This is a genomic window from Caulobacter mirabilis (assembly GCF_002749615.1).
Taxonomy (GTDB): Bacteria; Pseudomonadota; Alphaproteobacteria; order Caulobacterales; family Caulobacteraceae; genus Caulobacter; species Caulobacter mirabilis.
On record NZ_CP024201.1, the window covers coordinates 2804403 to 2818612 of the forward strand.

At 68.4% G+C, this 14210-nt stretch carries 9 protein-coding genes and 1 pseudogene; 4 read left to right on the forward strand and 6 right to left on the reverse strand.

Features of this window, described 5'->3' with window-relative positions; genetic code table 11:
* Nucleotides 1-82: 82 nt before the first annotated feature.
* Nucleotides 83-997 (reverse strand): helix-turn-helix transcriptional regulator, encoded by a 915-nt coding sequence (locus tag CSW64_RS13500; protein WP_172448557.1) that lies wholly within the window; start codon nt 995-997, stop codon nt 83-85.
* Nucleotides 998-1254: 257 nt separating this feature from the next.
* Between CSW64_RS13500 and CSW64_RS13505 the strand changes: the two genes are divergently transcribed.
* Together CSW64_RS13505 and CSW64_RS13510 are read left to right on the forward strand one after the other, a co-directional pair.
* Nucleotides 1255-3579: a TonB-dependent receptor gene (locus CSW64_RS13505; RefSeq protein WP_099622608.1), complete on the forward strand. Its 2325-nt coding sequence runs from the start codon at nt 1255-1257 to the stop codon at nt 3577-3579.
* A gap of 25 nt (nt 3580-3604) precedes the next feature.
* The gene (locus CSW64_RS13510) at nt 3605-4729 is read left to right on the forward strand and encodes a DUF3089 domain-containing protein (protein WP_172448558.1); all 1125 of its coding nucleotides are present in this window, start codon (nt 3605-3607) and stop codon (nt 4727-4729) included.
* Between the two features lie 46 nt (nt 4730-4775).
* On the opposite strand, the gene CSW64_RS13515 is transcribed toward CSW64_RS13510, so the two are convergent.
* The 3 genes from CSW64_RS13515 to CSW64_RS13525 form a co-directional block, all read right to left on the reverse strand.
* Complete coding sequence (locus CSW64_RS13515; protein ID WP_099622610.1) at nt 4776-6347, reverse strand: zinc-binding metallopeptidase family protein; 1572 nt, start codon at nt 6345-6347, stop codon at nt 4776-4778.
* 62 nt (nt 6348-6409) lie between these two features.
* A complete protein-coding gene (locus tag CSW64_RS13520) occupies nt 6410-7831 on the reverse strand; it encodes a zinc-binding metallopeptidase family protein (RefSeq protein ID WP_099622611.1) in 1422 nt (473 codons plus the stop codon).
* Nucleotides 7832-8024: 193 nt separating this feature from the next.
* Nucleotides 8025-10832, reverse strand: coding sequence for a TonB-dependent receptor plug domain-containing protein (locus CSW64_RS13525; RefSeq protein WP_099622612.1), 2808 nt, complete (start codon nt 10830-10832; stop codon nt 8025-8027).
* 153 nt (nt 10833-10985) lie between these two features.
* Between CSW64_RS13525 and CSW64_RS13530 the strand changes: the two genes are divergently transcribed.
* The gene (locus CSW64_RS13530) at nt 10986-11726 is read left to right on the forward strand and encodes a TetR/AcrR family transcriptional regulator (protein WP_099622613.1); all 741 of its coding nucleotides are present in this window, start codon (nt 10986-10988) and stop codon (nt 11724-11726) included.
* A gap of 98 nt (nt 11727-11824) precedes the next feature.
* Here the strand turns inward: CSW64_RS13530 and CSW64_RS22175 are convergent, their stop codons facing one another.
* Nucleotides 11825-13135 carry a transferrin receptor-like dimerization domain-containing protein gene (locus CSW64_RS22175; protein ID WP_099622614.1) on the reverse strand — a complete coding sequence of 437 codons (1311 nt, stop codon included), beginning with the start codon at nt 13133-13135 and terminating at the stop codon, nt 11825-11827.
* A 292-nt stretch (nt 13136-13427) separates the two neighbouring features.
* Nucleotides 13428-13889, reverse strand: a pseudogene (locus CSW64_RS22495) (PA domain-containing protein); the annotation flags it as partial.
* On the opposite strand from CSW64_RS22495, the gene CSW64_RS22340 reads away from it, so the two are divergent.
* Nucleotides 13822-14196, forward strand: a complete 375-nt coding sequence (locus tag CSW64_RS22340) for a hypothetical protein (protein WP_245863696.1) — start codon at nt 13822-13824, stop codon at nt 14194-14196. The pseudogene CSW64_RS22495 and the gene CSW64_RS22340 overlap by 68 nt on opposite strands.
* Nucleotides 14197-14210: the final 14 nt, after the last annotated feature.

Sequence of the window (14210 nt, forward strand, 5' to 3'; positions counted from 1 at the left end):
TCATGAAGCCCTCCGTCGGCGGCCGTGATCGACGAACCTTAGCGGGCGACGCGGAGCGCCGCTTATGCGCGCGGCGCGGCGATTATGCCGACGGCACTATTTGTCCGGCCCCGTCCCTCGACGCCGACGGACTGATCCCGAAATAGGCCTTGTAGGCCAAGGAGAAGTTGCTCAGGTGGCCATAGCCGCAGCGTTCGGCGATGTCGCTGACCGACAGTTCCGCTGCGGTCAGCAAGGCGCGGGCGGTCTCCATCCGCTCCTGCTGCAAGGCCTGGCTGATGGTCTGGCCATAGAAGGCCCGGAAGGCGCTGTTCAGGCGAGTCCGATTGAGGCCGACGGCGCGCGCCAGCGCCGCGATGCTGGGCGGTTGGTCGAAGCGGTCGGTGATGATCTCGCGGACCTGCTGCACCCGCCGCACCTCGCGTTCGGTCAGGCCGTGGTCGTGGGTCTGCCGGAACTGGCTGAAGAAGAAGTCCAGCAGCAGGCAGGTGAGCTCGTCGATCTTGGCGCGCTTGAACCGTTCCTGGGCCCAGGGCGAGCGTCGAAGATCCAGGATGGCGGCCGCGCAATGCACCGCGGCGCGGGGCGCCTGGTAGCTGCGGAACAGCAGCCGCTCGTTGAGGAAGTCGGTCGCGGCCCGGACCTCCTGACTCTCGCCTTCGAAACCGGCGATACGGCCGTCCTCCAGCCGCGGGAAGTACAGGGTGACCGACCGCTCCTCGGTGTCGCGGGCGATCACCTGGCGCTTGACCACGCCGGGCGGCTGATGGGCGATGACCAGCCCTTCGCCGACGACGGCCGAGTCGGGCGCGCGATCGAAGTGATAGGCTCCCGCCCCCGTCAACTGCACCTTCATGGTCAGCCGCCCCTCCCCGACCACCTGCTCGTCGAGCGGTCGGTTCAGCCGTCCGTCGATGACCACGCCGCTCACCTGGTCGGCGCACAGGAACGGTTCGAAACGTCCGTCCAGGTTGGCAGGGGTGGGTTCGGCCGCCATGGGCATCTGACCTTGAAGACCGCCTCGCGAGTCCGGTTCGTCGGGCGGCGCGTCGATCAGCTTGGCATGGAACCTCGGCGTTGCAAAATCGACCGTTTCCGGTCGTTTCATCATCGATCTGTGCATTTTCTGCTGCCGGCATAAATGACCGACGCCTGCTCATAAGGCCGCTCGTGAAAAAGTGCGGAGGGTGGCCTCAACAGGTCTCCACAAGGCGCCGCGGCTCGACCGATGCGCCAAGGACCGAAGGGGGTAGGATGCGACAGTACTTCAACAGCGCGGCGCAAGCGGTCCTGGCGATCGCGACGGCGATGACCATGACGGCGCCCGCATGGGCCGCCGAAGCCCAGGCGCCCCAGACCGCCGAGGAACCTGCGCAGGTCGGCGAGATCGTGGTCACCGCGCGCAAGCGGGCCGAGCGGCTGCAAGACGCGCCGCTGTCGGTCACGGCCTTCTCCGAAGCCGACCTGCAGCAGGGGGGCGTCCGTGACTTCAAGGACGTCATCGGCAAGACGCCAGGCGTCTCCTTCTCGGGCGCGGAGCTCGGCCAGAGCCGCTACAGCATCCGGGGGGTCAGCACGACCTCGCCCAGCCCGACGGTCGGCATCTATCTGGACGACGTCTCGCTGCTGACCACGACCAGCGCCTTCAGCGGCGCCGCCGACCCGGTGTTCTTCGACTTCAGCCGCGTCGAGGTGCTGAAGGGGCCGCAGGGCACCCTCTACGGCGGCAGCGCCATGGGCGGCGCGATCAAGTACGTCAGCCATCCGCCGGTGCTGGACGAGCGGTCCGTCGACCTGGCCGCCGGCCTCTCGACCACAGCCCACGGCGGGACCTCCTACCAGGGCGAGGCGGTGTTCAACCTGCCGGTCGTCGAGGACAGGCTGGCGATCCGCGGCGGGCTGATCTACCGCGAGGACGCCGGCTACGTGGACAACGTCGCGGGCGCGCCGGTCGTCGACGTCCGGACCAGCACCACGCCGGCGCCGACCCTGACGCCGCTGGTTCGCCCCTCGATGAGCACGCGCTCGGCCAAGGACCAGAACTCCAGCACGGTCGTAGGTGTGAAGCTGTCGGCGCTGTGGGAGCCCGATCCGACGCTTCAGATCACGCCCTCCGCCTTCCATCAGGTCTATCGCCAGAAGAACACCGGCGTGTTCTGGACCAATCTGCCCGGGCTCCAGAGTTCGTTCCGGATCGCCCAGCCCACGCGGGACGAGCTGGGCGTCTACACGCTGACGGCGGTCAAGAGCCTGAACGGCGTCGACCTGACCTGGCTGACCGGCTACGTCGACCGCAGCGTCCAGTTCGACCGGGACTACTCGTTCTACATCGCCACGCTCGTCCCGAGTCTCTTCGGCTTCACCTCGCCCAACGCGTCCGACAGTGACACCGAGACCTTCAGCCAGGAGATTCGCGCGGCCTCGTCCGATCCGTCGGCCCGGCTGCGCTGGACGGCCGGCCTCTACTACGCCCGCCAGCGTAACGAGCTGGACCAGACGGTTCAGACCCTGGGCGTGGGACCCGTCCTCGGGACGGGAACGGACACGGTTTATCACGGCAACACGGTCAGCCGGCTGACGCAGTACGCGGCGTTCGCCGACCTGACCTACGAGATCCTGCCCAACCTCGACGCCACCCTGGCGCTTCGCTACTTCAAGATCGAGCAGAGCATCGACACCACCGGGGACGGCGTCCTCAACGGCGGCTCGACCCGCGGATCGGCCCGGACCAAGGAAGACGGCTTCAACCCGAAGTTCGAGCTGGCCTACAAGGCCGGGGCCGACTCTCTGCTCTATGCCAGCGCCGCCAAGGGGTTCCGCCCCGGAGGCGGCAATCCCTTCGCCGTGGCGCCCAGCCTTTGCCAGGCCGACCTGGCGGCCCTCGGCCTCTCCTCGGTCCCCGTCGCCTTCCAGTCGGACAAGCTGTGGACGTACGAACTGGGCAGCAAGAACCAGTTCCTGGACCGCCGGCTGACCCTGAACGGCGCGCTCTTCTACACCGACTGGCGGAACATCCAGCAGAACGTCTTCCTGCCCAGCTGCGGCTTCTCGTTCAACGGCAACCTCGGCGCCGCGGAGATCAAGGGCGCCGAACTGGCCTTCCAGCTCGAGTTTATCGACGGCCTGACCGTCTCTGGCGCGGCGAGCTACACCGATGCCAAGATTTCCGAAACCTCGCCCGGCGTCTCCGCCAAGGCCGGCCAGCCGGTCCTCGACACCCCGAAATGGATCGCTAACGCCGCCGTGGCCTATCGCTTCCCGATCTGGGGCGACGGCGCGGCCACGGCGAAGCTCGACTACCAGCACCACGGCTCCAGTCTGCGTGCGTTCGAGGACAGCTACATGGTCGCGACCCCTGCCGGCCCTGTCGCCGCGCCGAACGCCACCCAGCGCCAGGAGGCCTACGACGTCGTGAACCTGAACCTGCAGCTCGACTACGGCCGCTGGCGGTACGACCTGTTCGTGAACAACCTCTTGGACGCCGATCCCCTGCTCGACCACAACGTCGTCAGCGGGATGGAGGCGGCCGTCACCCTGCGCCCCAGGACCGTGGGGCTCAGCGTCCGGACGCGGTTCTAGTCTGAAGGCCGGAGGGAGCATGCGCGTGATCGGACTTTGGCGCGGCGCGACCTTCGCGGCCGCTTGCCTCGCCCTTGCCGGCTGCGCGCAGATCGGCGACGCCCTGGCCGGCCTCGGAGCGCCGCCGCGTCCGTTCGAGGCCACTCCCGCGCCCTCCGCGCCGGACTATGGCCGGGAAGAGGCCTGGCTGGCCTTCCCGGGGCGCAACGGCCTCGAGCGCTCGACGACTCCAGGCGTGGCGGCGGTCGACGAGGCGACCGCCCCGGCCGATGTCTTCTTCATCCACCCGACCACCTACCAGAAGAACGACGTCTGGAACGTCGCCTACGACGCCGAGGGCGAGTTCGACATGGCGGTGCTGCTGGCCCAGGCCAGCGTGTTCAACGGCTGCTGCCGGATCTACGCCCCGCGCTATCGGCAGGCCTCCCTTCGCGCGCTCGACAAGAGCCGCCCGGCGGTCGAGCTGGCCTATTCCGACGTGGCCAGGGCGTTCGCCTATTACATCGCCCACGAGAACCACGGCCGGCCGTTCATCATCGCCGCCCATAGCCAGGGATCGATGCATGCGGTGAAGCTGCTGCAGGCCGAGATCCTCGGCACGCCGCTGCAGAAGCGGATGGTCACCGCCTACGTCATCGGCGCCTACGTCCCCTCGGCTTTCGGCGAGATCGGACTGCCGGTCTGCGACGCTCCGCGCCAGACCGGCTGCATCCTGTCGTGGAACACCAGCCAGACGGGCCGCGACGGCGCCTTCCGCCTGATCCAGGACAAGACCTATTGGTGGCAGGGCGCGTACCGGTCGGAGAACCAGCCGCCGGCGATCTGCGTCAACCCGCTGACCTGGCGTCGGACCGACGCCGCGCCCGCGAGCGCCGACAACGGCAGCCTGCCCTTCCCGGCGCCGACCACGGCCCGAACGGCCGTATCGCTTCCTGTCCTGACGCCCCGTCTCACCGGGGCTCGCTGCGACCAGGGCCTGCTGTGGGTCGACATCCCGCGAGCGGCGCCCAAGGGGTTCCACGACATCCTCAGCCTGCTCTACGGCAGCTACCACCTGGGCGACTACGGGATCTTCTACGGGCCGCTTCGCGCCAACGCGATCGATCGGGTCGAGGCCTGGCGGGCGGCGCCCCCGACGCCCGGCGCCTGACCCCGGGCGAGGCCGCAGGTCCGGAGACCAGCAGCCCGCCCTGGCGTCAGGATCTCTTGCGCACCCTTCGGGGAAGCTCCGCCCTGCTCACCCGCCCCAGGTCGAGGATCATCTGGGCGCAGGCGGCCGTCTGCCGGTGCAACAGCGCGAAGTCGACATAGCCGACCGTCTCGATGTCGTAGTTCAGCAGGCAGGCCGGACCGGTGATGTAGTTGATCGTCGGGATGCCGCCGAGCCCCCAGAAGTACTGCCCCTCGCCCGGCCAGACCGCTTCGTTGGCCGAGCCGTCGGCGTCCGGGTGGATCGGCGGAATGACATAGGTCGGCGAGGCGTCCGCATTGACGGCCCAGGCCTTGGCCGCCGTCACCAGAGCAGGAATCTCCGGCGTGAAGAGCGCGGCCAGCTCGTTGCGGCCCGTCGGCTCCAGCTCGCCCTTGTCGTTGAACACCCATTCCTGGAGACCCAGGTGTTCGATGGTCACCACGCAGTTGATGCGATTGAGAAGGCCGTCGTCGGCGTGCCGGCGCAGGAAGTCCTTGATCGCGTTCCCTCCGGCGAAATGGCCGGCGGACAGCATGATCATGATGCTCCGGGGCAAGGCTTCGCGAGGCAGTCGGGCCAGGTACTGCGCGATGTCGACGACCACGTCGGGTCCGTTGTCCTCGACGCCGTTGGTCCCGTCCGTATGGCTGTTCAGGACAACCAGTTCGTCGGACTGACCCGGGATCACGCCGACCAGGTTCCTAGTCTTCGCGGGCTCGATCGTCGCTTCCAGGGTCAGCCTCGCCGAGCGCCCGGCCGCAGCCGCCGCCTGCAGCTTCACGCCGACCGCCTTGTCGACATAGAGCCCTGGCAACTCGCGGAAGACGGCGTCGTAGGGCCCGTAGATCTTGCCGTATCTGGGTTGGAGGGAGTCGGCGGTGATCACCACCAGCCCCCGCGCGCCGACCGGCTCCAGCGCCTCGAGCAGGCTGGGCGCGACCAGGGAAATCCAGGACCGCTTGTAGGGTTCGGTCGGGAGCAGCTTGGGACCGCGATCGTAGGTGTCGATCGCCAGTTCGGTGAACATGCCCGCCTTGGTCGGCAGGACCGGCGTCTCCGCCACCACGATCTTGCCCGCCAGGCCGGCGAGCAGTTCGGCCGATCCAGGCCGGCGGTTGGCGATCGTCCCGACCTGCGCGGCGGTCAGATAGGCGAGCTCGCCGACCACGCCCTCCTTGGGCGTCACGCCGGTGTAGGGAATGTAGGCCGGGACGGACACGGCCTCATCGCCCACCGTCAGCCCCCAGGCCGTCGGCGTCCACCGCTGCATCTCGACGTCCTCGTACCGGACGTCTTTCACCCCCGCCTTGACCAGCCGGTCATGCAGGCGATCGATATAGGCGTCGTGCGAGGCGGACCCGGTGGCGCGCAGGCCCATGGCGTCGAGGTCGACATGCCATTGCCGCATCTGGCTGCTGGGCAGGAACTGCGATCGATCGACGGTGACCGCGGCCGAGGCCGGCAGCGGCCGGCCCGGCCCGTCGGCGAAGGCTCGCGCCGTCGCGCGACCGCCGGTCAGTCCGGCCAGGCCGACAGCGGCGATGGAGGTCAGGGCGTCTCGCCGGGATAGGGTCATCGGAATCCTCCTGTGGTGCGAAGGGACGCGCCGGTCAGGTCCCCCGGGCGTCGAACTCGCGGTCATTGTCCAAGCTTTACGACCCGGCCCAGCAAGGTGTTCCTGGCAGGGCGAGGCGAACCGAGAACCTTCGCCGGCAGGGCGTCCAGTTGCAGGAGCGCCCGCGCGAAGGTCTGCACCTGCTGGTGCGCGAACTCCGGGTCCAGCCGGTCGAGATCTCCGCCGCGGCGCGCCGAGCACAGGTAGTCGGGCAACGGGCACATGGCGATGGCGGGAATGCCGGCCGCGAACAGAGGCTGCCCCTCGCCGAGGTGGACGCCGTTGCGCGGTTCGACGGTCAAGGCGCGGATCTTCGTGCGCCCGGCTGCGGCTTCGGCGAAGACCTGATCCATCACCTCGTTGGTCGTGTAGACCAGCTCCCGCTCCAGCTTCCCCGTCGGCGCCGAACGGCTTCTATCCGCGACATCCTTCCATTCCCGGCAGCCGATGTGCTCGATCGTCAGACCGGCTACGGCCTTTCGGTGACCCGGCTTCCCGTCCCAGAGCTCGGGATGGTCACGAAGCCAGCGTGACGTCGCCTGCCCCTCGTGCCCGCTGAGTTGAGGCATCTGGAAATGGCCGGTCACAAAGGCGAAAATGATCGTGCGCCGCCTCTGCTCGGCGGGAACACGCGACATGTACCGAGCCAGCGCCAGCAGCGCCGCCGGCCCGTTCTCCTCGCACGCGTTGGGGCCGTCGGTGTGGGTGTTGACGATGATCGTCTCGTTCGGGACCGTCCCTTCCAGGACAGCGAAGAGCGTTCGCGTCGGGACATCCGGAGCGAGTTCGGCCTGCAGGGTGAGCGTCGCCTGCTCCCCGGCCTCGCAGGCGGCCTTCAGCCGAGCGCCGGCGGCGGGCCCGACCCACAGCGCCGGACAGTCCTGGTATGGCGTGATGAAGGGATTGTACTGGTCGCGCGCGGCCTCCTCGGACATGTCCTGGAAGACGCAGATCACACCCAGGACCCCGGCCCTCCTGGCCGCCGCCAGGTCGATGCCGGGGGTCAATCCCGACAGCAGCGGCGTGGTGACCGTCCCCGTGAAATCCGCTTCCTCCCGGCTGGGATAGAACGCCTTGCGCGTGAACATCAGGTCGCGGACGAGGAAGCCGATCGCGGCGTTCTTGACCGGGACCACGGCGATCTTGCCGGCCGCGGCTTCCAGCGACCTGGGCTTTTCGCCCAGCCACACCAGGGGAGCCGTGATCCCCTGCGGCTCCGTCCGCCCGGAGTAGGCGAAGGCCGACGCCACCGGAACGGGCGATCCCGCGACCACCAGGCCGGTCTCCCGGACCGTCCAGCGGGTCATCGCATGGACATCGCTCTGAACGACCAGGCCCATGGCCTGCAGTTCCTGCGCGATCAGGTCGATCGACGCCTCGTGGGCCGGATAGCCCGTCAGGCGCGGACCGAAGCTGTTCAGGCGTTCGATCCAGTTCCAGAGCATTCGGCGATCCGCGAGCTGGGCAGGTGCGAACGGCAAGCCCTTGGCCAGCGCCGGCCGGTCGGTCGGCGCGCAGCCGCCCAGAAGGGACGCCGCGGAAAGCGCGGCTCCCCCAGAAAGCGCGGCGCGGCGTGTGGCTGACCTCATCGTCCATGCTCCATCGCGGGATCCGGGACGGCCGCGCAAGGCCGCCGCCCTAGTAGCGAACGTTGAGGCGGAACGTGAAATAGCGCCCGATCTGATCGTAGAGCTGGGGGTTCGTCGGCGTGAAGATCGCCAGCGTGCCGTTGGGGGCCAGCGGGGGCTCGCGATCGAACAGGTTGTTCACCGTGACCGTCGCCCGCATCCGCTCGTTGAAGGCGTAGCTGGCCGTCAGGTCGGCATAGAAGACCCGTTCGACGCTGTTGTCCTCGATGGTGGTCGGCTCGACGCGCGTGACGTCGTAGGTCCCTTCAGAGATGTAGCGTTGCTGGACGAACAGCGAGAACGGCCCTCGCGTCCATTCGGCGCTGGCCGTCACCGACCACTCGGGGTTCGCCGTCACGCCGACCTCTCCGGCCCTGTCGATCTTGGCCCCGCCAAACACCTCGGTGGTCATCTCGCCGAGATATGACGCCACGCCACGCAGGTTCACCTGGCCTCCGAAGACCTCGACGGGCAGCCGGTAGCCGACCTCGATATCCACGCCGGAGGTCTTCAGCCGGTTCAGGTTCAAGGTCGGCGAGACGATCCGGGTGATCACGCCGTCGGTGTTGCGCGTGATGTTCGCGCAGAGCTGCGTCGCACCGGCGGCGCACTGGTCCCGCGTCACCTGCGGGGTCAGCGAACTGATCACCCCGCTGATGTCGATGGAGTAGTAGTCGATCGACGCCGTGAGCCCCGGAACGGCGCTCGGCTGCAGGACGATCCCGGCGGTGAAGGTGTCGGCCTCCTCGGGCTTGAGCTGGGCGTTGCCGCTGGTGGCGGCGATGATGCCGACCGTCGCGCCGTTCTCGATGACGGAGCCGGTGTTCTGGGTGATGCCGGCGAACAGCTCGGGGACGTTCGGGGCGCGAATGTCGCGAGATTGAGTGGCCCGCAGGCGAAGGCCCTCGATCGGCTCGTAGACCAGGCCCGCCTTCCAGGTCGTGACGCCGCCGCTGGTGCTGTAGTTGGTGTAGCGGACGGCGCCGTTGAAATCGAGCGACTTGGCCCAGGCGACGTCGCGAGCCAGGGGAACGGCGACCTCGCCGAACACTTCCCAAAGATCGTAGGCGCCGGCGACGGGGAAGACGTTGGTCAGCAGCCAGCCGCCCGGCTGGTTCTGATAGGGCGCCGGGAAGCCTCGGATGCCGGTCGCGTCGTTGATGCTCGGCCCGATGGCGTCGGTGGTCTGTTTGATCTCCTCGCGGCGGTATTCGGCGCCGAACGCCGCGGAGATCGGCCCCGCCCAGGTCGAGAACAGGTCGCCGCGCGCCGTCAGGGCCGCGACGTCCTGTTTGATGACTGTCCGGAAGGCCGAAGAGCCGTGAGCCGATAGTCGATCGACGCGGCCGACGGCGCCCGACCCGAACAGATTGATGGGCGTGCACCCGGGGTACAGGCCCGGGTTTGTCAGGGTCACGCGGCAGACGATCCGGTCCGATGAATCACGCACGGCGTCGGCCGCGGCGAACAGGCGCTCGAGGATCACATTGTTCTCGGTCCGCGTGTCCGACCGGTTGTCGCCGTGCTCGTAGTAGCCGTTGACCGTCCAGCCCGCCGGTCCCTGCCATTCGAATCCGACGGTCGTGTCGACCAGCCGATTGCGGGTCACGGCCTTGGCGGGATCGCCGAAATCGAAGTTGATGCGGCCCATGCCGAAGGCCGGGGTGTTCGTCGCCGTCAGACGATCCTGGACCGTGGGATGCAGGAAGGCATTGCCGCTGAAGATCGTGAAGCCGTTGAAGCCGCCGACGTTGAAGGCCTGGACCTGATTGTAGCGGTTGTCGGTGTCGGCGTAGCTGACCCGCGCGAAGACGCGCAGCTCCGGCGTGAGCTCATAGTCCACGTGTCCGAACAGGCTGCGGGTGCGCACGTCGGCGGACACGTTCGAGGACAGCTGCGAACCGTCCCCGCCGACCTGGATCAGGCCTGACCGGACAGAGCCGCGGTCGAACGGCGCCAGGGTTCCGTCGGGCAGAAACTGCTGGAACGCCAGGGGGCCGCTGATGATCAGGCCGCCGGGCGTCGTCGTCGCGCTCCGCACGTTGGGGCGGAAGATCAACTGCCCCGGGACAGCCGGATTGCTGAGCGAGCCGTAGAAGGCGCGTCCCCAGTCCCGCTGGGTCAGGGACGGAACGCCCTCGGACTCATAGAACTGGCCGCTGGCGACGAAGCGCCCGCGACCGTCCGCGAAGCTCTGGCCGCCCGTCAGGCTGAACTTGATGGATTCAGCGTCGTTCTCGCTGGAGACCCCGCCCTGGATCTCCGCCTTCAGGCCGGTGAAACGGGTGTCGAGGACGAAGTTCACGACCCCCGCGACCGCGTCGGACCCATAGGCGGCCGACGCGCCGCCGGTGACCACGTCGACCCGTTTGACAAGCTGGGACGGCAGCGCGTTGATGTCTACGGAGCCGTCTCGTGCGGACGGAGCGGCCCGACGGCCGTCCACCAACACCAGCGTTCGCTGGGCGCCCAGGTTGCGGAGATTCAGGAAGCTGCCGGTGTTCTGCGCCAGGGCGCTGGTGCCGCCGGTGGTCGGGCGCGATGATCCGCGAAACGCCGGCAGGGTGTTGAGCGCCTCGCCGATCAGCCCCGGCTGCGCCTGCTGCAGTTGATCGGCGGCGACGACGGTGACCGGCGTGGGGGCCTGGGCTCCGTTCCGAATAGCCCTCGACCCGGTGACGACGAGCTCGCCGACCTGCGTGGCCTCGGCGTCGACCGACGCCTGGTCCTCGGAAACGGGGACCGCGGGCCGGTCTTCTTGCGCGTGAGCGCCGGTAGCGACGAGCAGGCTTACGCCGGCGAAGAGCCAGGTTCTCATGTTCCACCCTATGAACTGGCGCCGGTTTGGCTTCCGGCGATCCGTGTTGTGGAACCGAGCTAGTTAAGCCGGCGATCGTTGTCAAACTTATTCCTTCCCCAGGGAAGGAATGGACGACTGGCAAAGGTGCGGGCAAGGCGCTACTGCTACCGCATGAAGAGCGTTGACGATCTGAAGGACGATTTTCCCGCGAAGAAGGCGTCGCCCCGGAAGGCCCAGGTCGACCGGCGGCGGGAGTCGATGGAGTCGATACTCGACCACGCCGAGGCCCTGTTCGCCGAGTCGGGCTTCAACGGCGTCACCATCAACGACGTCGCCCGGTCGGCCAGCGTCGACACCGGCCTGATCCGCTACTACTTCGGCGACAAGAGCAACCTGTTCGAGGCCGTCGTCGACCGTCGCTCCGGCGTAGCCAACGAGGCCCGGCTGAAGGCCCTGAACGAGTACCGGCGGACGGCTGGCGCGTCGTTCTCCCTCGAGGGGGTGATCCGGGCCTTCACCGCGCCGGCGTTCGATCTGATGCTGAACGACGAGGGCTACAGGAACTACGGGATGATCATCGGGTACGTGAACGCGACCCACGCTGATCTACGCCGGCTGATGTCCAAGAACTTCGACCATGTGTCGGAAGTGCTGATCGAGGACATGAAGCGGTTGCTGCCGGACGCGAACCTCGAGGACCTCTACTGGGGATACCATTTCCTCACCGGCGCCTTCACCTTCTCGCTGGCGCAGACCGGACGGATCGACAGCCTGTCGGGCGACATGTGCAAGAGCGAGGACCTGCAGGCGATCTCGGAGCGCCTCCCCATCACGCTGGCGGCGGGAATCCGGGCGATGTGCGACGAGCGCGCGGCCGCCCGCAAGCGCGCGGCGACCTCGACGAACACATAGCGGGGTCGAAGCGACTTGCACGTCGCCCGGCGCGCCGCCGTCAGGCGTCTGATGAGCGCCAAGGAAGAGACATTGGCGCCGACACCGTAAGAGCGCCGTCATGCGTCGCCAAACGCGTCAGGCACGATCAGGCGTCGGGCGCGCTCCACGCCCGAAGCATACGCCTGGATCGCCTCCGCCGTCGTCAGGACCTGGCGCTCGGCATCGGACCATCGCTCTTCCTCCACGGCCTCGCGGACGCCGGGAAGGGTCTTCGAGCCGTAGCCGGTGAAGCGTCCTGGCGCGTAGATGAGGTGGCGATACCAGGGACGGCCGGGCAACCCACGGTCGTCGGTGAGCGCCTGTTCGAGCGGCGCCAACATGGCGAACAACTCCGCCTTCGTGGCCGGCGACAGGTCGAGCCCTTTGGCGGAAACGGCGGCGTCGAAGGCCAGCGCGCTGACCTTGAGCCGCTCGATGGCGTTGTCGAGCGGTGCGAAGTTGAGCCAGGGAACCGGAGAGAGCGGCGTGGGATCGCCTCGCGGCCGGCGAGGATCGTCCGCGAGGCGATAGAGGTCTTCCTTCAGTAGGGTTCGCTGGACCGACGCCTCCTCGCGTTTGCGCTCCGTCAGAGCCTTGATCTCGCCGAGGTAGGTCGCGAGCAGGTTGGCGAAGCCGCTGTAGCGCTGCGGCGGAAGCTCGGCCTGGGCCAGACGCAGCACGACCCGGCCCGACAACTTCGCCAACGCGCCGGCATAGGCGAGTCCCGGGTCATCGAACCGGGTGTAATGTTCCCAGGTGTCGTAGGCCGAGTGATAGACTCCCGCCGAATGTCCCTCGCCGCCGAAACTGAAGTGCAGCGAGGATATCCCCAGGTGGCAGATGAAGCTCGCGTAGTCCGACCCGGAGCCGAGCGGACTGAGCGGGAGATTCTGCGAGCGATCGGCCGCCGTCTTCGCCCGCGCCCGCGCCGTGTCGCTCGCCCCCGGACGGCTGGCGGCGACGCGCCAGGCGCCCCGCAATCGGGCCGCAAGCGAGACGCCGGTTTCGGGATCCAGCACGTCGTCGGCCGCCTGGGTCACCAGCCGCTCGAACGCGTGACTGCCCTCGATGTTCAGCAAACCCCGCTCGATGTTGTCGGTGTTGATATAGGCGACGGCCTTGCGCTTCAGTTGTTCGGCCGCGTGGGTTTCGACCCACTCCGTCGATCCGCCCAGCCCTGGCTCCTCGGCGTCCCAGCTGAGGTACATCAGCGTCCGACGCGGCCGGTGTCCGGCGCGGGCCAGCGCCCCGAAGGCCTTCGCTTCCGCCAGCATGGCGACGTGGCCGCTCAGGGGGTCGGAAGCCCCAAACACCCAGGCGTCGCGATGGTTTCCGCGCAGGATCCATTCGTCCGGCCGTTCCGCCCCCCCGCAGGACCGCGACGACATTGTGCGCCGGCGCCAGGGACCAGTTCGATTTCACCGCCAGCCGCACCCGTGCGTCGTCCGTCCCGCCAATCCGGTAGGTGACCGGCAGGGCTCCGCGCCAGCCGGCCGGCGCGACCTCGCCCTTCAGCGCGGCGAGAAAGCGCTGAGCCTGTCCGTAGGACAGCGGCAGCACGGGGATCTTCATGATCGTCGGCGCGTCTTCCCGGCGGAGACGTTTGGCCCCCGGGCGAGCGCCGACGCCGGGCGTCAGCGGGTCGCCCGGATACAGGGTCATGTCGGCGACGGACCCGCGCTGGACGCCGCCCGCAGGCCTGGTCCCGCCTTCGGGATAGGGGGCGTCGAGGCCGTAGCCGTCCTGCTGAGGATCCGAGTAGAGAATACAGCCCACGGCGCCGTGCTCGGCGGCCAGCTTCGGCTTCAAGCCTCGCCAGCCGCCGCCATAGCGGGCGATGACGATCTTGCCGCGCACCGACTGGCCCATGCGCTGCAGCGTCTTGTAGTCGTCCGGCATGCCGAAATTGACGTAGACGAGCGGAGCGGCGACATCGCCGTCCCCCTGATAGGCGACATAGGCGGGCAGCACCCCCTCGGTGTGCGCCGTGGTCGCGTCCCCGTCGACCGGAGGCTCGGTCAGGTCGGCGCGAAAGCCGCCGGGACCGAGCAGCTCGGCGACCTGAGATATCGGCGTGGGAAACAGCACGTCGAACGTCTCGATCCGCGCCTCCCAGCCCCAGTCCTTGAACTGCTGGAGCACCCATTCGGCGTTGGCCCGGTTGTGCGGCGACCCGACGTGGTTCGGCCCCGCCGCCAGGTCCTTCAGCCAATCGCTCATCTCGCTCGTGGAGATCAGCGCGTCGAAGCGGGTCTCGAGGGGCGCGGCGGTCTGCGCCGCCGCACGGCCCATGCCGCCCGCGCCGAGCGCCAACGCGCTCGCGCCGACGAGCACATTGCGCCGCGACGGGCTCGTCTTGCCGCCGGTCTCGTCCTCATGGTCGCTGTTGTTCATGCTGCCTTCCGATCCGCCGCCGGCGAGAGAGAACGCCGAGGCCTCCGAAACATGAGATGACCGCCGCCC